Here is a 17879-nt window from a genome sequence, read left to right as displayed (position 1 = left end):
AGTTAGTAAGGAAAACACCTTTCCTTACTAACTATTTCAGCTAGAAGAAAATGTTGAGGGTAAAAGTTAGTTAATAACAATTTCTACCCGATGGCAGACAAAAAATAATCTATGCGAATAGGAGATCCAATGAACAAACTCATCAGACGAGCAGTGACGATCTTCGCGGTGACTAGTGTGGCGAGTTTATTTGCTAGCGGGGTGTTAGAGACCTCTATGGCAGAGTCTCTCTCTACAAACGTTATTAGCTTAGCTGACACCAAAGCGAAAAATACTGCTTCTCATCACAAAGACAAAAAAGCAAGAAAAAATCATCAAAAAGAAACTCCTGTAGTTCATAACCAGGCGGTTGCTCCAGTTCGGGAGTCTAAATCTACTGGTCCTAAACAGGATTCTTGCTTTGGAAAAATGTACACCGTCAAAGTTAATGACGATCGTAATGTAGAAATCACGCAGTCTGTTCCTGAATATGCTACGGTAGGATCTCCTTATCCTATTGAGATCACTGCTAAAGGAAAAAGAGATTGTGTTGATGTCATCATTACACAGCAATTACCTTGCGAAGCAGAGTTCGTTAGTAGCGATCCAGCTACAACTCCTACTGCTGACGGTAAGCTAGTTTGGAAAATTGATCGGTTAGGACAAGGCGAAGAAAGTAAAATTACTGTATGGGTAAAACCTCTTAAAGAAGGCTGCTGTTTTACTGCTGCAACGGTTTGTGCTTGTCCAGAGATTCGTTCGGTTACAAAATGTGGTCAGCCTGCAATCTGCGTTAAACAGGAAGGTCCTGAATGCGCATGTTTGCGTTGCCCTGTAACCTACAAAATTCTCGTAGTTAACCAAGGAACAGCTACAGCTCGTAACGTTGTGCTAGAAAATCCTGTTCCGGATGGCTTTGCTCACTCATCTGGACAGCGTGTGTTGACATACACCCTAGGGGATATGCAGCCCGGAGAACAGAAAGTAGTTACTGTTGAGTTTTGCCCTCTTAAACGCGGGCGAGCTACAAACATCGCGACAGTTTCTTACTGTGGTGGACATAAAAATACGGCTAGCGTAACAACGGTAATCAATGAGCCTTGCGTACAAGTAAATATCGCTGGAGCTGATTGGTCTTACGTTTGTAAACCTGTAGAATATGTGATCTCTGTTTCTAATCCTGGAGACCTGATTTTACGAGACGTTGTAGTCGAAGATACACTTTCTCCTGGAGTAACTGTCATTGAGGCACCTGGAGCTCAAATTTCTTGTAATAAAGTAGTTTGGACTGTGAAAGAACTCAATCCTGGAGAATCCCTGCAATATAAAGTTTTAGTAAGAGCGCAAACTCCTGGGCAATTTACAAATAACGTCGTTGTGAAAAGCTGCTCCGATTGTGGTACTTGTACATCTTGCGCAGAGGCAACAACTTACTGGAAGGGGGTTGCTGCGACTCACATGTGTGTAGTTGATACCTGTGATCCGGTTTGCGTAGGGGAAAATACTGTTTATCGCATCTGTGTGACAAACAGAGGGTCTGCAGAAGATACTAATGTTTCTTTAATCTTGAAATTCTCTAAAGAATTGCAACCAGTATCCTTCTCTGGGCCAACTAAAGGAACAATTACAGGCAATACGGTAGTGTTTGATGCGTTACCTAGATTAGGTTCTAAAGAAACGGTGGAGTTTTCTGTAACGTTGAAAGCTGTATCAGCTGGCGATGCTCGTGGAGAGGCTATTCTTTCCTCCGACACATTGACAGTCCCTGTATCTGACACTGAGAATACCCACATCTATTAATCATTGATAGTGTGTGTGATAAAGCTGTCCAGGATGCTTCCTGGGCAGCTTTTTTGTTTTGTTGCAAAAAACGGTGTTTTATTTTCCTGCTCACATAGCGTTCTAGACGGGTTTTAGAAAAATAAGTGTTTGTGTAGACTCCCTGTCCGACAACACAAATAGGAGGGGAAATATGAGCACTGTATCCGTTGTTTCGGGAGCCCCATCTCCCAATTCATCACAAGATATTCCTAGAGATACCAAGTCATCGACTCTAAAAGATCGCGCCTCAAGTCTTCTATCTTCTACCGCATTTAAGGTGGGATTGGTCGTGGTTGGTGTGCTTTTGGTTATTGCCAGTATTGCTTTGTTATTTATAGTTCCCGAAGTTGCGTTAGTTGTTAATGCAAGTTATTTAACTATCCCGGCTCTTTTGGGATGTGTGAATATCTGCTTGGGGATTTTATCTCTAAATGGTTTTTGCTCCAGAGACAGGTGGGCATTATGTAAAACGCTATTGAAAACATCTGAAGACGTTTTAGACGATGGGATACTTAATAATTCTAATAAAGTATTCACGGAAGATAATTTAAACCATATAGAGAATACCCTTGAATTTTTATCCAGCAACGAGTGAATCAATAAAAAAAAGTTAGAAGGAAATCTCTATAGCAGATCTCCTTCTAACTAAATAGGTGCTTACAAAGAGGGTAAAATTTTTTCTTTGATTTTATTGCTCAGGCGCTCGCAATGAAGTTTTCAGAAGGATCATATCTTTAATAATATTAACAGTCTCTTCCATTTGTAGATCATTACTTCCAAAAGACCGGTCTTGCTTGTTCGCTTTTTTGAGATGTTGGATGAATATCTCGAAGTTCTTGTTTTTTTCCAGTCGCTCTTGACTATTACGGGCAAGTTGAGGCAGCAGCTCCTTCCATGTAAATTCTTGCTTTTGTAAATGCGGCAAGTAATATTTTTGGAACCAAGGACGGATATTGACATCAAGATCTCCTAGGTTGTCGTTCAAAACATTCTCGTATTGGTCAGCTGGTAGAGCGTTCTCTAAAAAGCGCTCGCCAAGATCATCCTCTGCGTAGCGAGATGGTATGACAATATCCGATTTAACACCCTCAAGTTGGGTGGATTTTCCTGAAGGAGAATAATATCTCCCTACGGTCACTTTAAAGAAATCTTCTTGAGAATTGTCTCCGGTAATCGTTTGATGCTGAATGGTCCCCTTGCCGTAGGTTTGTTGGTCTCCCACAACAAGAGCTACACCATAATCTTGAAGAGTCTGAGCAACAATCTCTGCTGCAGAAGCAGAGCTTTTGGAGACCAAAATAGCTAATGGTCCATCATAAAATTTTTGAGGGGATATGGTGCGATAGCGTTTTACTGATCCATCTGCGTAGCGGGAGACAACCACGACTCCATTGGTTAGGAATAAGCCAGAAACTTTGATGGCTTGAGATAAAAATCCTCCAGTGTTTTCTCGAATGTCAAGGACTAGGCCTAGAAGATTTTTTTCCTGCAGCTCTCGAATGGCTCGGCGTAGATCCTGTTCGCTGGATACCTGTTCTCCTTCATAAAAAGAGTGTAAAGTGATTTTACCGATAACCCCATTACCATAGGGCTCATAAGATGCGTCAACACGACGAGTCTCTAAAAGAATTTTTTCTCTACGTAGATGAATGATATGGTCATTATCTTGTCGGTGAATGTCCAACGTTACGGAAGATCCTGCGGATCCTCTCAGAGCATCCAACACTCCAGGGAAGGGAATATTCTCAATGTTTTTTCCGTTAACGCGGTAAATAATATCTCCTACGCGAAGACTTCCCGTTTTGTCGGCAGGACCGCCAGGAAGGATTTCTTTAACAACCACACCATCAATATCTTCTTTAAGAACTACCCCTATCCCACACATGCCTTTCTCTAATTGAGCTCTCATAGATAGAGCTTCTTCTTTGCTGAAATAGGCTGTGTGCGCATCTAAACTATGCGCAATGGATTTAATAACACGAATATGGAAGCTGTTTGCTTCTTCTTCAGAAGACATCTTATGCCCTTGGTCATTGATGCCTATGTAAGGATTTTCGTGGTTTTCGATTTGGCGAATGCATAATCGTACTAATGCATGTTCTTTACCCTGGTAACGATTTTTTGCTGCGTCTTCTAAGTAGATAGAGGCGTAAGAAAGAAGAAGATCGTATTGTCTTTCTCGCACTTCTTCGATAGAAGAGGCCCATGCGGAGGGTTTTTTCTGGATAGAGTGGGAGGCTGCGTCTTGGATAACGCGTACAGCGTCTGCTAACCACATAGCGCGCCATTCCCTTGCTCGAGAAATGCTTTGTTGGATACAAGCATTCAGCATTCTAAACGAAGAAAAGTTGTCTTCTTGATATTGTTTAAACAAAGGCTGCGTTGCTTCTTTTGAAAAAGCGTAGGATTGCACTTCGTCTCTGGTTAGATAGGCCTTATGAGAATCAAATGCTCGAACATAATCTTCTAACGAGCGTGTGAGAATATACGGAGAAATTTGCTTCGTATCTATATGATGCTCGACGAGTTTTTCTACTGTTTTGCGAATATCTTGTTGTCGAAGAGGCGCCGAGGAAAAAGCAAGTTGTGGAAAGAAAGTTAGGATTAGAAGACAAAAGCGAGCGAGTCTCTTCATTACGAATATCTCTATTGATGATGATTATTCGTATCTTCGACAGGCGTCGCTCAAACTTGAGTCGGCTTTTGCTTTATAAAGCCTCAAGTGTCTGGTTATTTATTTGTTCGCATCGAAAAAAAAGTTTTGTCGACAAAGAAGGCAAAAAAGAATTATTTTTCTTTCGCGACAAGAAAATTAATGTTGGAGAAAAACGGTAAGGGAATAGGCTTATTGGATAGCCAGTTCTTCATGTTATAGACAAGAGCGATAAGAAAAATACTTAACGCCGAAAACGCAAGAAACATCCCGATCACAAAAAATGCTCCAGCGAAAGGAATAGTAGTTTGAGGGAAAAGACCGATAATAAATAGAACTGCTGAACATAAAGTGAATATAAGGCTACAGGTCAACATTGCGGTATTTCTGAAAAATGCGGTTCGCTGATTCTGCGGCAATACTGGAGTGGGTGCTTGAGAAGGTTCGCAAGCAGGATTCACAACAACTTTCATGATGCAGGTCTTGTTTCCAAATTTTTGAACTAACAGTATTCTAAGAAATCATTTTATCAGCAAGGGTTCAACCCTTTTTTTATTAATTCTTTTTAAAAAACAGCATTTTAAGAAAATTTTTTGGGATAAATGTTTTTTAATAAAAATTATTGTAGAGTCTCATAAACTCTTACTAGTCCTAGAAATAACCCCTTGCAAACAAAGATATTCTTATTCTATATTCCTCTGTTTGTAAGAGAGGTTGAATCGAGAAGAGTACATGCCGACGATTAATCAGTTAATACGTAAGAAGCGTCAGTCTGGCGCAACTAGAAAGAAATCTCCAGCTTTACAAAAGTCTCCTCAAAAAAGAGGGGTCTGTCTTCAGGTAAAAACTAAAACTCCTAAGAAACCAAACTCTGCTTTGCGTAAGGTAGCTTGGGTTCGCTTGTCTAATGGACAAGAGGTGATTGCCTACATCGGTGGAGAAGGTCATAACTTGCAGGAGCACAGCATCGTTTTGGTTCAAGGCGGAAGAGTTAAAGATTTGCCAGGGGTGCGTTATCATATCGTTCGAGGTGCTTTAGATTGTGCTGCCGTAAAAAATAGAAAACAGAGCCGTTCCCGCTACGGAGCGAAGCGTCCTAAGTAGATTGGTTTCTTAAACCTAAAGCAAAAGAGTTACGAAGAGGTTGAGTTTATATGTCAAGACGACATGCGGCTGAGAAGAAAGTCATTCCAGGCGATCCTATTTATGGGAGCGTAGTCTTAGAAAGGTTTATTAACAAGGTGATGCTGCACGGGAAAAAGAGCATTGCCAGAAAGATTGTCTACGGGGCTTTGAATCGCTTTGCTAAAAAATTGGGCTTGGAAAACCCTTTGGAAGGGTTTGAAGAAGCTTTAGAAAATGCGAAGCCGATTCTTGAGGTGCGTTCCCGCAGAGTTGGAGGGGCAACTTATCAGGTTCCTGTTGAAGTAGCTCCAGATAGAAGATGCTGTCTTGCTATGCAGTGGATTATCAAGCATGCGCGCTCCAAGCCAGGCAAATGTATGGAAGTTGGCCTAGCTAATGAACTAATCGATTGTTTCAATAAGCAAGGGGCGACGATTAAGAAACGCGAGGATACCCATCGCATGGCTGAAGCAAATAAAGCATTTGCTCATTATAAGTGGTAGGATAACGTTTAACATTCGTGTGTGAGAGGCAAAAAGTTCGATGAGCGGTCAAGAGTTCGGTTTAGACGCGGTTAGAAATATCGGTATCATGGCGCATATCGATGCAGGGAAAACAACAACAACAGAACGGATTCTTTTCTACGCGGGAAGAACTCATAAGATCGGAGAGGTCCATGAAGGTGGTGCGACCATGGACTGGATGGAGCAGGAACAAGAGAGAGGGATTACTATCACCTCTGCTGCTACGACCGTATTCTGGTTGGGATCCAAAATTAATATTATCGATACACCTGGTCACGTCGACTTTACGATTGAAGTTGAACGTTCTTTACGAGTGCTTGATGGCGCTGTAGCTGTCTTTGACGCGGTTTCTGGGGTTGAACCTCAGTCTGAAACTGTCTGGCGGCAAGCTAACAAGTATGGGGTTCCTAGAATTGCTTTTGTGAATAAAATGGACCGTATGGGCGCGAATTATTTTGGCGCTGTTGAGTCTATGAGAGAGAAACTCGGGGCAAATGCTGTTCCAGTGCATTGCCCGATTGGATCTGAAAGCCAGTTTGTAGGAATGGTGGACTTGATTTCCCAGAAGGCTCTTTATTTCCTAGATGAAACTTTAGGGGCTAAGTGGGAAGAACGAGAGATCCCAGAAGATCTTCAGGAGCAGTGTGCAATACTAAGAATGCAGTTGTTAGAAGAGCTGGCTACCGTTGACGAAAGTAACGAAGCTTTCATGGAGAAAGTTCTTGAGAATCCCGATTCTATTACGGAAGAAGAAATCCATGCGGTGATGCGCAAGGGAGTGATTGAAGGCAAAATTAATCCGGTTCTTTGCGGAAGTGCTTTTAAGAATAAGGGAGTTCAACAGCTTCTTGATGTAATTGTCAAATGGCTGCCATCTCCTCTTGATCGTGGTAATGTTCGCGGAATTAATTTGAAAACCGGGGAAGAAGTGAGCTTGAAGCCTTCCAAAGATGGTCCTTTGGCTGCGCTTGCTTTCAAAATTATGACAGACCCCTATGTTGGTCGTATTACGTTTATCCGTATTTACTCAGGAACATTGAAGAAAGGTTCTGCTATTCTTAACTCCACTAAGGATAAGAAAGAGCGGATTTCCAGACTCTTGGAAATGCATGCTAACGAGCGAACCGATAGAGATGAATTCACTGTTGGGGACATCGGAGCTTGCGTGGGACTTAAGTTTTCGGTAACAGGGGACACTCTTTGTGATGAAAACCAAGAGATCGTGTTAGAGCGTATAGAAGCTCCAGAACCTGTAATTGATATGGCTATTGAGCCTAAATCTAAAGGGGATCGAGAGAAGTTAGCTCAAGCTTTAAGTGCTCTTTCCGAAGAAGACCCCACTTTCCGAGTTTCTACGAATGAAGAAACAGGCCAAACGATTATTTCTGGAATGGGAGAGTTGCATCTTGACATTCTTCGAGACCGAATGATTCGAGAGTTTAAAGTAGAAGCTAACGTCGGTAAGCCGCAGGTTTCTTATAAAGAAACTATTACAAAAAATAGTAATAGTGAAACTAAATACGTTAAGCAGTCCGGTGGGCGGGGGCAATATGCTCACGTTTGTTTGGAAATCGAGCCTAATGAACCTGGAAAAGGGAATGAGGTCGTCAGTAAGATTGTCGGAGGGGTAATTCCAAAAGAATACATTCCTGCGGTGATTAAGGGCGTTGAGGAAGGCTTGAATTCTGGAGTTTTGGCTGGATACGGCTTAGTTGATATCAAGGTAAGTATTGTATTCGGATCTTACCATGAAGTGGATTCTAGTGAGATGGCCTTTAAGATTTGCGGATCAATGGCTGTAAAAGAAGCTTGTAGAAAAGCTCTTCCAGTTATTTTAGAGCCAATTATGAAAGTGACTGTTATCACTCCAGAAGACCACTTAGGGGATGTAATCGGAGATTTAAACCGTCGTAGAGGTAAGATTTTGGGGCAAGAGTCTTCTAGACACATGGCTCAAGTCAGCGCAGAGGTACCTTTGAGTGAAATGTTCGGGTACATGACCTCTCTACGATCATTGACTTCTGGTCGAGCTACGTCGACTATGGAACCTGCATTCTTTGCTAAAGTTCCTCAGAAAATTCAAGAAGAGATTGTTAAGAAGTAAGGAATATATGAAGCAGCAAAAACAAAGAATTCGGATTCGCTTGAAAGGGTTTGATCAAGGGCAGCTCGATCAGTCTACAGCAAACATTGTTGAGACTGCTAAAAGAACCGGTGCTCGTGTTGTTGGTCCGATTCCTTTACCAACGAAGAGAGAAGTATATACGGTTTTACGCTCTCCTCACGTAGATAAAAAATCTCGTGAGCAGTTTGAGATTCGTACGCATAAACGATTAATTGATATTTTAGATCCTACAGGAAAAACAATCGATGCTTTAAAAATGTTGTCTTTGCCTGCTGGAGTCGATATTAAAATTAAGGCTGCGTAATCTTTCGATTTAAGAATGTCTTTATTTGCTAAATTCAAAGCTCAGCGAATGGTATTACATTCTCGTGAGCTTTGTTCTTCTCATCAAGATGGCGTTCAGACCTCTTTAGATCCTGTTTTTAAGATCGTATGTGGTCCTTCTCAGTCGAAGATCTCTTATAAAGTTGGGGATGCTTTAGGTGTATTCCCAACAAATTCCCTCCCACTGGTGAATTCTATATTATCTACCTTACAGTACGATTCTCGTGTTTTAGTCGCTTCTCGATATGTAGATTCTCCCATTCCTGTTCAAGAATTCCTTCTTAGCTATGCGGATCTTGATAAATTTCCAAAAGCTTTAAGGCCTTTTTTCCCTGAGGATCTTGATGATTCTTGGTCTCTGGCAGAGGCTATTTTGTTTTATCGTCCTTCGATTCCTTTTGAAACATTTATCAATGGACTCTCACCTCTGCTCCCGAGATTTTACTCGATCGCTTCTTCTCCAGATTGTTCTCATGGACAACTTGAGCTGCTCGTGCGTTGTATCAGTTTCCCTGGGAAAGAGCAGGTGCGTTATGGATTGTGCTCGGCTTTTTTATGTAACCACTTGCAAGAGGGGATGACTTTTCAAGGGTTTATACAGCCAACAAGGCATTTCACTTTAGAAAAGAAAACTTTTGGAAAGCCCTTGATTATGGTTGGCGCGGGAACTGGGATTGCTCCATACAAAGGATTTTTGCAACATAGATTGTATCATCAGGATCCTGGCGCAAACTTTTTATTTTTTGGAGAGCGTTTTGAGAAGAGCAATTTCTACTATCGAGACTTTTTGCAAGATTTAATTGCCTCTGAAAAACTGCAGTTGTTCACAGCTTTTTCTAGAGATGCCGAGACCAAAATGTATGTTCAAGATGTAATTGAACAGCAAAAGGAGCTTATACAAGAAAATTACGAAAAAGGTGCTTTTTTCTTTATTTGCGGGAAAAAAATTCTTGGGACAGAAACAAAACGTGCTTTAGGGAATGTTTTAGGCTTGCCACTCGTGCAAGAGCTTATTTTGGAAAAGAGACTCGTTTTAGACGTATATTAACTTGGACAAAATTCCATAACGGTTAAAACACAAAAACATTGTACCCCCTCCCCCAGTCCCATGCTGGTCAGTCCTTCACCAGAAGTCGCTGTAATGTTAATGGAGTCTAAGGGAATCTGCAGTATCTCTGCTATGTTTTTTCGCATGGCAGGTAGTCTAGGAAGTAATTTAGGACGTTTTCCCTCTATAGTAATCGCCAGATGAGAGACTCTTTGAGTAGGTTTTAAAGAAGCCGCGGCTTCTTTCAAATAGGTGGCGCTATCGGAAATCCCCTGTGTTTTTAATAATTCATCTGCAAGTCCTCCTAAAATTCCTTTATGCGTTACAGATGAAAAAGCGTTACAAATAGCGTGTAAAACGACATCTCCGTCCGAATTGGCTTCAAATCCCGGAGTGTTTTCAAAAACAACCCCGCCAAGGATACAAGGCTTAGGATCTTCATCAGAGAGAAAACGGTGGCTGTCTTGGCCAATGCCGACACGATAAATCCATTCTGGATTGGGAAGAACAAAACGAGGAGGAGTTGTTGTCATGCGTTTATGCTAAAAAATGTTTCTCGGCTCATTCTGGAAAATATGTTTATTAAAATAAACAGAAAGATAGTTATTAACAATCTGTGGACTCTTGTGATGAAAAGAGAATTTTGGAAGGAGAGACACAATATGTGTTGGTAAACGCTTCTGCACTAATCTTTCCTAAACACCAATGTTCTTTCCTGGGAAGTGAGGGGAATAATTTTGCATACGCATGAACAATCGAAGGACTGGTGAGGATAATGATTTTATAAGGAAGAAATGTTTTAAGAGGAAGTTTGAGAGGTTTTACTGTGTAGTGGGGATAGGCAAAGAAGGGATTTGGGAGCTTCTCAAGAAAAGAGCGGATAATAGGCCGGGCAAGAAAAGAGTGGGGGTAGAGTATGGAGGCTTCAGGAGATAAGGAGGACAGAATGGGCAGAAAAGATTCCGCTTGAGGGAAGGGGACCTGCTGAATCGTGGCGTTAGGGAAGTGGGCGCGTACGCGAGAAGAAGTCGTCTCTCCAATAGTAACAAAGTTTTTGTTGATCAGTGCGGAGGAAGAGATGTTCTTTTTTATAGAAGCAAAAAAGCAACGAGTAGATGAGGGACTTGTTAACAAAATATGGGAAGCGGATACAAGAAATTGTCGAGCTCGGCGCATCTGAGGAGCCCGTTTGGAAAAAGGAACTATGCGGATCATTGGCTGAAAAACCGCAGAATATCGTTTGGCAAAGGACGGGTTAAGCCCTAAGTAAAGAATCATAACAATAGGAGAACTTTCCTTTGTTTAAAAAGATCATGTTAGAGTTTTTTTTAAATTGAAGAGAAGCTTTTTGTTAATAGGAAGCTTCTTGACTTTGCGGTGAGAATATGATCAACTGAAGCTGCAAAGATGTAACAAGGCCTTTTGATAGTGATGAAGGAAGGCGGATCGATAGAGATTGTTTGATCGTAGATCTTTGAATATAAATAGAAAAAATCCTCTTTTCTCTAAGAAAATCAGATTTCTATAACAAATTGTGGAAAAAGGAGAAAAGAGCTCCTCGGAAAGATCCTATAGGATCTTGAGGATTTAATCAGCGGAGGTGGAAATATGGCTTCTTTATTGGATAGATATTTGAGAAATATTTCCGAAAAAAGTCATCAAAGTTTGGCGTCTGTAGCTTATTTAGCAGCGCTAGATCACCTATTACACGCTTTTCCTTCCATTGGGCAAAGCATAGTCCAAGAGTTGAAAAGCCAGCGGTCTCGCTTGAAAATGATTGCTTCAGAGAACTATTCTTCCCTGTCCGTTCAGCTGGCGATGGGAAATTTGCTCACAGATAAGTATTGTGAAGGAAGCCCATTCAAACGTTTTTATTCTTGTTGTGAGAATGTAGATGCTATTGAGTGGGAGTGTGCAGAGACTGCTAAAGAATTATTTGGTGCCGAGAGTGCTTTTGTTCAGCCTCATTCTGGAGCAGATGCGAATCTACTTGCTATTATGTCTATTCTTACACAAAAGATTCAAAGCCCTGCTGTTCAACGTTTAGGATACAAGACGATCAATGATCTTCCTGAACAGGAGTATGAGGCATTAAAAGCAGAAATGGCACAGTACAAGTGCTTAGGTCCTTCTTTGAATTCTGGTGGACATTTAACGCATGGCACTGTACGCATGAATATTATGTCTAAATTAATGCATTGTCTTTCTTACGATGTTAATTTAGATACTGAGTTGTTTGATTACGATGTCATAGCAAAAATAGCAAAAGAACATAAACCGACTGTTCTTATCGCGGGGTACTCGTCTTACTCAAGACGTTTAAATTTTGCTACACTAAAACAAATCGCGGAAGATTGTGGCGCAGTTTTATGGGTGGATATGGCCCATTTTGCAGGATTAGTTGCTGGAGGTGTTTTTGCTGGTGAGGAGAATCCTATCCCTTATGCAGATATTGTTACCACAACTACGCACAAGACTTTACGGGGCCCAAGAGGGGGGATGGTTCTAGCCAAAAAAGAGTATGCAAATACCTTGAATAAGGCTTGTCCATTGATGATGGGAGGCCCCCTTCCTCATGTGATTGCAGCCAAAGCAATCGCTTTGAAAGAGGCTATGACAGTCAATTTCAGGAAGTATGCGCACCAAGTGGTGGATAACGCTCGCACCTTAGCAGAAGTGTTTCAACAGAATGGATTGAGATTATTAACCGGGGGAACGGATAATCACATGCTGATTATCGATCTAACTTCTCTAGGAGTTCCTGGACGTATTGCGGAAGATGTGTTAACCTCTGTAGGTATCGCGGTGAACCGGAATACCATTCCTTCAGATGCTTCTGGACAATGGAAGACTTCTGGTATCCGGCTGGGCACCCCGGCTCTGACCTCTTTAGGTATGGGAGGGGGCGAGATGGAAGAAGTTGCGAATATTATCGTGAAAGTATTGCGAAATATTACTGTGAGAAGCAATGCTGAGGGCGGTTCTAGTAAATGTGAGGGAGAGCTACCAGAAAGGATCGCTCAAGAGGCGAGACGACGAGTAGCAGATTTGTTGGGAAGATTCCCTCTTTACCCTGAAATCGATCTGGAAACGCTAGTTTAGTGGGAGACTCTATGCCTGAAGGGGAAATGATGCATAAGTTGCAAGATGTCATAGATAGAAAGTTGTTGGACTCTCGTCGTATTTTCTTCTCTGAGCCAGTAACAGAGAAGAGCGCTGCAGAGGCTATCAAAAAGCTTTGGTATTTGGAACTCACAAGCCCTGGACAGCCGATTGTGTTTGTCATTAATAGCCCTGGAGGGTCTGTTGACGCAGGATTTGCTGTTTGGGACCAAATTAAAATGATTTCTTCTCCGGTAACCACTGTTGTTACGGGGTTAGCGGCATCGATGGGCTCCGTGTTGAGCTTATGTGCGGCTCCAGGACGACGATTTGCTACGCCGCATGCGCGTATTATGATCCATCAGCCTTCCATTGGAGGGACCATTACAGGACAAGCTACAGATCTGGATATTCATGCGCGTGAAATTTTAAAAACGAAAGCACGTATTATTGATGTATATGTTGAAGCCACTGGTCAATCTCGAGAGGTAATAGAGAAAGCCATTGATCGAGACATGTGGATGAGCGCAAATGAAGCTATGGAGTTTGGGTTATTAGATGGGATTCTCTTCTCTTTTAACGACTTGTAGATATCTTTTATATTCTGGAGCAGGAAACAGTTTCGTTTTAGGGGAGTCTAGACCTTCTCTTGAGGATGTTTTGTTTTTATGCCAGAAAGAGATGGTCGATGGGTTTTTGTGCGTGGAGCCCTCTGATATCGCGGATGCTAAGCTTACGATTTTTAATAGCGACGGATCTGTTGCTTCTATGTGTGGTAATGGCGTGCGATGCGCGATGGCTCACGTAGCGCAATGTTTCGGCTTAGAAGATGTCTCTATTGAAACGGATCGTGGGGTCTATCAGGGTAAGTTTTTTTCTATGAGTCGGGTATTGGTGAATATGACATTGCCTGATTGGAAGAAGGCGAAGCGGAAATTAACACATGTGTTGCCTGGTATGCCGGAAGAGGTCTTCTTTATTGATACCGGGGTTCCTCATGTTGTGGTCTTTGTCCCCGATGCGAACAAGATCCCTATACATGAATGGGGGGCTTTTATTCGTTATCATGAAGACTTTAGTCCTGAAGGAGTAAACGTAGATTTTGTTCAACGAAAAAAAGATGATCTACTTCTTGTCTATACCTATGAACGGGGGTGTGAACGAGAAACTCTGTCTTGTGGGACGGGAATGTTGGCTAGTGCCTTGGTCGCTGCGGATATTTTTTCTTTGGGACAAGACTTTTCTCTATCGGTGTGTTCTCGGAGCGGGAACATCGTTAAGATTTTTTCTGAAAATGAGCAGGTGTTTTTAGAAGGCCCTGTATGTCTTTTGAACCGAAGTGAAAATATAGGATGGCTAACTCCTAGATCTAAATGTAGTAGATAAATTTGAGGATAAAGCAAGAGAGGGTTGCTATCTAACAGAGCATTCCCTATACTGGAGCCTATGACAACATATCCTGTACCTCAAAATCCTCTTTTGTTACGTGTTCTGCGCCTGATGGATGCTTTCTCAAAATCTGATGATGAGAGAGATTTCTATTTAGATCGGGTGGAGGGATTTATCTTGTACATAGATCTCGATAAAGATCAGGAAGATCTTGATAAGATCTATCAAGAGTTGGAAGAGAATGCAGATCGGTATTGTTTGATTCCAAAATTGACCTTCTATGAAATTAAGAAGATCATGGAGACCTTCGTAAATGAAAAAATTTACGATATCGACACCAAAGAAAAATTTTTGGAAATTGTGCAGTCTAAAAATGCTCGCGAGCAGTTTTTAGAATTTTTGTATGACCATGAGACGGAGCAGGAGAAGTGGCAACAGTTTTATGTTGAACGTTCTCGTATTCGAATTATTGAGTGGTTACGAAACAATAAGTTCCAGTTTGTTTTTGAAGAAGATTTGGATTTTTCAAAACATATTTTAGAGCAGTTGAAGGTGCATTTGTTTGATGCAAAAGTGTCAAAAGAATTGACGCAGGCGCGGCAGCTTCTCCTGAATAAGTCTAAAGTATACTATTCGAACGAGGCTTTGAATCCTCGTCCTAAGAGAGGCCGTCCTCCCAAACAGTCTGCGAAAGTGGAAGCAGAAACTACGGTGTCTAGCGATATCTATACAAAGGTCCCTGCTGCAGCGCGGCGTTTTCTGTTCTTGCCAGAGATTACATCTCCTTCTTCTCTTACTTTTTCTGAAAAATTCGATACAGAAGAAGAGTTCTTAGCTCACTTACGAGGAGGAGGGCGATTGGAAGACCAGCTGAACCTAGCGAAGTTTTCTGAGCGTTTCGACTCTTTGCGCGAGTTATCTGCTAAACTTGGTTATGATGGTGATGGGGAGTCTAGTGACTTTTTTGATGAAGAGTACGATGACGACGACGATGATATCGTCAAACCAAAAAAGGCTACCAAACGCGGTCGGAAGAAAGCTCGTTCGTAAACATTTTTGAAACGCTTTCTTCGTTTTATTTTTCTAAAATCCAGATGGTTGCCGTTCCAAAAAATAATTTTTGTTTTCGGATAATGCGCAGCTTTGCTTCGAGGAACTCTTTTTCAAGAGTGGTGTCGCAGGGAAGGTTGCGAATACTTTCTTTGAGATAAGAATAAGCGTAACTATTTCCAGAATACAACCGACCTACACTAGGAACGACTAGATTGAGATAAAGCTTATGTAGGAGATAGGCTGGGTTATAGGGCGCAGGACGAGTCAATTCAAGGATGCCAAGGCGTCCTCCCGTTTGTAAAACCCGGTGTACTTCTTTCAGAGCTTTTAAAGGAGAAGAAAGATTCCTTAGTCCATACGCCATGGAAGCTAAACGAAAAGACTCGTCGGGAAGAGGTAAATGGGCGACATCACTGGTCACATAAGAGAATGGAGCTGAAGGATAGCGGTTTTGGACAGTCTCCAGCATTTTAGTAGAAAAATCTACAAGGGTCGCTGAAGCCTGCGGGTGCTTTTGGATGTATGACAGGGCTACACGACCAGTTCCAGCACACAAATCCAATAGATGATCAGTTTCCCCTAAAAGAGACACAAAAGAATAATTCCAGGACAGATGCATGCCCAAAGACAAAATCTTATTGATTTTGTCATAGGTGGGTGCCAAGGAATCAAACATAATGCGAATGTTCGGTTTTTCGCGAAAGTTGGTCATAATAGTGCTTAAACTGTTGTAAACCAGCAAAATCGTCTTCGGATAGCTCGTAACGACATAGGGTATAATATTGTTGCATCAGCGATTCCGGGAGGTCTAGTAACACAGCTGCCTTTCGACAGACTTCCTCCTTATAATCTTGAAAATAATGCAGAGCGGATAGGAACCCTTGTTGCAATTGCTCAGGAAAAACTGAAGAAAGACTAAGAACACCCGCAAAAACAAATGGCTTGCCTGAAAGATCATACCATGAAGCTGCTAGATCATAAGTTTGAAATCCAGGAATTGTTGGGTGTCTTAAAGCGGTGTCCCCTATTAATAATAAAGCATCGTAATGTTCTGCTTGAGCAAGAACTTCTTCTGAAGAAAGAGATGTAATAGCAGGAAACGGAATTTTCCAGAGATTTTCGCAAAGGATACGCACAAGCATAATGGAAGAGAGACTTTCTCTTGTAGCAGCTATACGGGGAGCTTCTTTAGTAAAAAATTGAGAAGTAGCGTGTAAGTTAACGCTCAAAATTTTTTTATAAGCTGCGATTCCAAAACAAGAAACCTGCTGTAAAGGAGAAGAGAATTTTGCGATTACAGAGGTTAAGGCATAGCCAATCTCCTTTGAGAGCAGCTTGGGAACCAGGTTAGCTGGCGTATCCGTAAACAGGGAAATCCCTGGAGTTTGCGATAATCCAATAGAGAAAGGTAAAGCGTTAACATAACGTACGCAACCAACTGTTAGACTTCCTTGGAATTGACTAGGCATGGAATACGACCTTGTTGCATGATTAGATTAGCCATTCCTTCGATGTCCATCCGGATAGGCTTTTGAGAAGAGGCCATTTGAAATACTTTTTCTCCTTGATGAGTGGAAGAAAAGTCATTAGCTCCACAAGAAAGTAGGTGTAAGGCAACATCTAGTCCTAGATAATTCCATAAAGCTTTAATGTTAGCAAAATTATCTAAGAATAGCCGGGCAACCGCAATGATGGTCGCAGGAGGAATCGAGTGTCTTGACGTTATTTTTTGCAAACGTTTCCCTAAGGCATTATTCTCGGAAGCGAATTTCAAAAGAATAAAATTTTTAAATCCAGAAGTTTCATCCTGAAGAGCGCGTAATTTACTTAGATGCGTAACAATGTCTGCAGGAGTTTCTCGATGATAACAGAGCATGGTAGCATTACTAGGAATTCCTAAAGAGTGTGCGGTTCGGTGAATGTCTAAAAAACCCTGAGAAGATAATCTTCCACGAGAAAGGGTTTCTCGGACTTCATCAACCAAGATTTCTGCACCTCCTCCAGGGATGGAGTCTAGGCCTGCAATACGTAAGCGCTCCATGATCTCTCTGACAGAAAGGTTTTCTAGTTTTGCTAGATAGTCATACTCGACAGCAGAAAGAGCTTTGATATGTAAGTCTGGAAAATGTTTTTTGATTTTTGTGAAAAGCTCTTCATAATAGGCAAGATTACAGGAGGGATAACAACCTGCTACAATATGCGTTTCGGTAATAGGGGATGGGCTTTCTTTTATACGACTAATGAGTTGATCGGGAGTAAAAAACCATCCCGAAGGGTTCCCTGGTTTGGCGTAAAAAGAACAAAAAGTACAGTTGAACTGGCAAAAGTTAGTGGGATAGAGATAAAGGGTTGAAGAGTAGAAAACAGTATCGCCAACACGCTTGGCACGAATGTGGTCTGCGAAACTCCATAGTGCTTGTTCGTCCTCAGCATCCACAAGAAGCAATTGTAAAGCTTGTTCCTCGGAAAGCCGAACTCCGGACAAGTAATCATCAAACAAAGCCTTGAGCCACGAACTTTTAGGAAGAATGCGAGCTGGAAGAGTCGTCATAATCGTTGTCGGGTTGCGAGTTTTTATTGTTATGAGAGCAAGACCCTTTTTTTTGACAGCAATCCCTGCGGCCACATCCCTTAGATAAGGGTCTGCCTAATAGAAAAGATCCCACAAGCACAGCAGTCACTCCTATAGCTAATAAGACTGTGGCACAACAGATGAGAAGAAACAAAGAGGTCATA

At 41.7% G+C, this 17879-nt stretch carries 19 protein-coding genes; 11 read left to right on the top strand and 8 right to left on the bottom strand.

What is annotated here, in order from left to right; all coding sequences use genetic code 11:
• Positions 1-111: 111 nt before the first annotated feature.
• Entirely contained in the window at positions 112-1779 is a 1668-nt protein-coding gene (omcB, locus tag B6E89_RS02420) for an outer membrane complex protein OmcB (protein ID WP_087877871.1), read from the top strand.
• A gap of 172 nt (positions 1780-1951) precedes the next feature.
• A complete protein-coding gene (locus B6E89_RS02415) occupies positions 1952-2395 on the top strand; it encodes a cysteine-rich outer membrane protein (RefSeq protein ID WP_080123834.1) in 444 nt (147 codons plus the stop codon).
• A 93-nt stretch (positions 2396-2488) separates the two neighbouring features.
• On the opposite strand, the gene tsp is transcribed toward B6E89_RS02415, so the two are convergent.
• Together tsp and B6E89_RS02405 are read right to left on the bottom strand one after the other, a co-directional pair.
• Positions 2489-4435, bottom strand: a complete 1947-nt coding sequence (gene tsp, locus B6E89_RS02410; RefSeq protein ID WP_080133095.1) for a tail-specific protease Tsp — start codon at positions 4433-4435, stop codon at positions 2489-2491.
• Between the two features lie 152 nt (positions 4436-4587).
• Positions 4588-4926, bottom strand: a complete 339-nt coding sequence (locus B6E89_RS02405; protein WP_035406589.1) for a hypothetical protein — start codon at positions 4924-4926, stop codon at positions 4588-4590.
• Positions 4927-5185: 259 nt separating this feature from the next.
• On the opposite strand from B6E89_RS02405, the gene rpsL reads away from it, so the two are divergent.
• Genes rpsL through B6E89_RS02380 form a run of 5 tightly spaced genes read left to right on the top strand, consistent with a single transcriptional unit; the run spans position 5186 to position 9599 of the window.
• A complete protein-coding gene (gene rpsL / locus B6E89_RS02400; protein ID WP_009871794.1) occupies positions 5186-5557 on the top strand; it encodes a 30S ribosomal protein S12 in 372 nt (123 codons plus the stop codon).
• 50 nt (positions 5558-5607) lie between these two features.
• A complete protein-coding gene (rpsG, locus tag B6E89_RS02395; protein ID WP_035406586.1) occupies positions 5608-6081 on the top strand; it encodes a 30S ribosomal protein S7 in 474 nt (157 codons plus the stop codon).
• A 40-nt stretch (positions 6082-6121) separates the two neighbouring features.
• Positions 6122-8206, top strand: a complete 2085-nt coding sequence (gene fusA, locus B6E89_RS02390; RefSeq protein ID WP_080123832.1) for an elongation factor G — start codon at positions 6122-6124, stop codon at positions 8204-8206.
• 7 nt (positions 8207-8213) lie between these two features.
• Positions 8214-8531 (top strand): 30S ribosomal protein S10, encoded by a 318-nt coding sequence (gene rpsJ, locus B6E89_RS02385; RefSeq protein ID WP_009871791.1) that lies wholly within the window; start codon positions 8214-8216, stop codon positions 8529-8531.
• 15 nt (positions 8532-8546) lie between these two features.
• On the top strand, positions 8547-9599 hold the full coding sequence (locus B6E89_RS02380) for a ferredoxin reductase domain-containing protein (protein ID WP_080133094.1): 1053 nt from the start codon (positions 8547-8549) through the stop codon (positions 9597-9599).
• Here B6E89_RS02380 and ispF read toward each other — a convergent pair.
• Together ispF and B6E89_RS02370 are read right to left on the bottom strand one after the other, a co-directional pair.
• On the bottom strand, positions 9596-10132 hold the full coding sequence (ispF, locus tag B6E89_RS02375; RefSeq protein ID WP_080123067.1) for a 2-C-methyl-D-erythritol 2,4-cyclodiphosphate synthase: 537 nt from the start codon (positions 10130-10132) through the stop codon (positions 9596-9598). The genes B6E89_RS02380 and ispF overlap by 4 nt on opposite strands.
• 73 nt (positions 10133-10205) lie before the next feature.
• Positions 10206-10877: a uroporphyrinogen-III synthase gene (locus B6E89_RS02370; RefSeq protein WP_080133093.1), complete on the bottom strand. Its 672-nt coding sequence runs from the start codon at positions 10875-10877 to the stop codon at positions 10206-10208.
• Positions 10878-11207: 330 nt separating this feature from the next.
• Here B6E89_RS02370 and B6E89_RS02365 point away from each other — a divergent pair, with 330 nt between their 5' ends.
• The 4 genes from B6E89_RS02365 to B6E89_RS02350 are packed head-to-tail and all read left to right on the top strand — an operon-like array spanning position 11208 to position 15140.
• A complete protein-coding gene (locus B6E89_RS02365) occupies positions 11208-12701 on the top strand; it encodes a glycine hydroxymethyltransferase (RefSeq protein ID WP_080133092.1) in 1494 nt (497 codons plus the stop codon).
• 11 nt (positions 12702-12712) lie between these two features.
• A complete protein-coding gene (locus tag B6E89_RS02360; protein ID WP_035406656.1) occupies positions 12713-13291 on the top strand; it encodes an ATP-dependent Clp protease proteolytic subunit in 579 nt (192 codons plus the stop codon).
• Complete coding sequence (gene dapF / locus B6E89_RS02355) at positions 13260-14087, top strand: bifunctional diaminopimelate epimerase/glutamate racemase (protein WP_035406569.1); 828 nt, start codon at positions 13260-13262, stop codon at positions 14085-14087. The genes B6E89_RS02360 and dapF overlap by 32 nt, the downstream gene beginning before the upstream one ends.
• 60 nt (positions 14088-14147) lie before the next feature.
• The gene (locus tag B6E89_RS02350; protein WP_035406566.1) at positions 14148-15140 is read left to right on the top strand and encodes a UPF0158 family protein; all 993 of its coding nucleotides are present in this window, start codon (positions 14148-14150) and stop codon (positions 15138-15140) included.
• 25 nt (positions 15141-15165) lie between these two features.
• Here B6E89_RS02350 and ubiE read toward each other — a convergent pair whose 3' ends face one another.
• The 4 genes from ubiE to B6E89_RS02330 are packed head-to-tail and all read right to left on the bottom strand — an operon-like array spanning position 15166 to position 17878.
• Positions 15166-15855 (bottom strand): bifunctional demethylmenaquinone methyltransferase/2-methoxy-6-polyprenyl-1,4-benzoquinol methylase UbiE, encoded by a 690-nt coding sequence (ubiE, locus tag B6E89_RS02345; protein WP_080121485.1) that lies wholly within the window; start codon positions 15853-15855, stop codon positions 15166-15168.
• A complete protein-coding gene (locus B6E89_RS02340) occupies positions 15812-16612 on the bottom strand; it encodes a menaquinone biosynthesis protein (RefSeq protein ID WP_080133091.1) in 801 nt (266 codons plus the stop codon). The genes ubiE and B6E89_RS02340 overlap by 44 nt, the downstream gene beginning before the upstream one ends.
• A complete protein-coding gene (locus B6E89_RS02335) occupies positions 16585-17694 on the bottom strand; it encodes a CofH family radical SAM protein (protein WP_080133090.1) in 1110 nt (369 codons plus the stop codon). The genes B6E89_RS02340 and B6E89_RS02335 overlap by 28 nt, the downstream gene beginning before the upstream one ends.
• Positions 17663-17878, bottom strand: coding sequence for a hypothetical protein (locus B6E89_RS02330; protein ID WP_080123827.1), 216 nt, complete (start codon positions 17876-17878; stop codon positions 17663-17665). Before B6E89_RS02330 ends, B6E89_RS02335 begins: the two co-directional genes overlap by 32 nt.
• Between the last annotated feature and the right edge of the window lies 1 nt (position 17879).

Origin of the sequence: Chlamydia suis (genome assembly GCF_900169085.1) — a bacterium.
Classification (GTDB): Bacteria; Chlamydiota; Chlamydiia; order Chlamydiales; family Chlamydiaceae; genus Chlamydia; species Chlamydia suis.
Note: the sequence above shows the minus strand (reverse complement) of the source record. Positions and strands in the feature narration are given on the sequence as shown.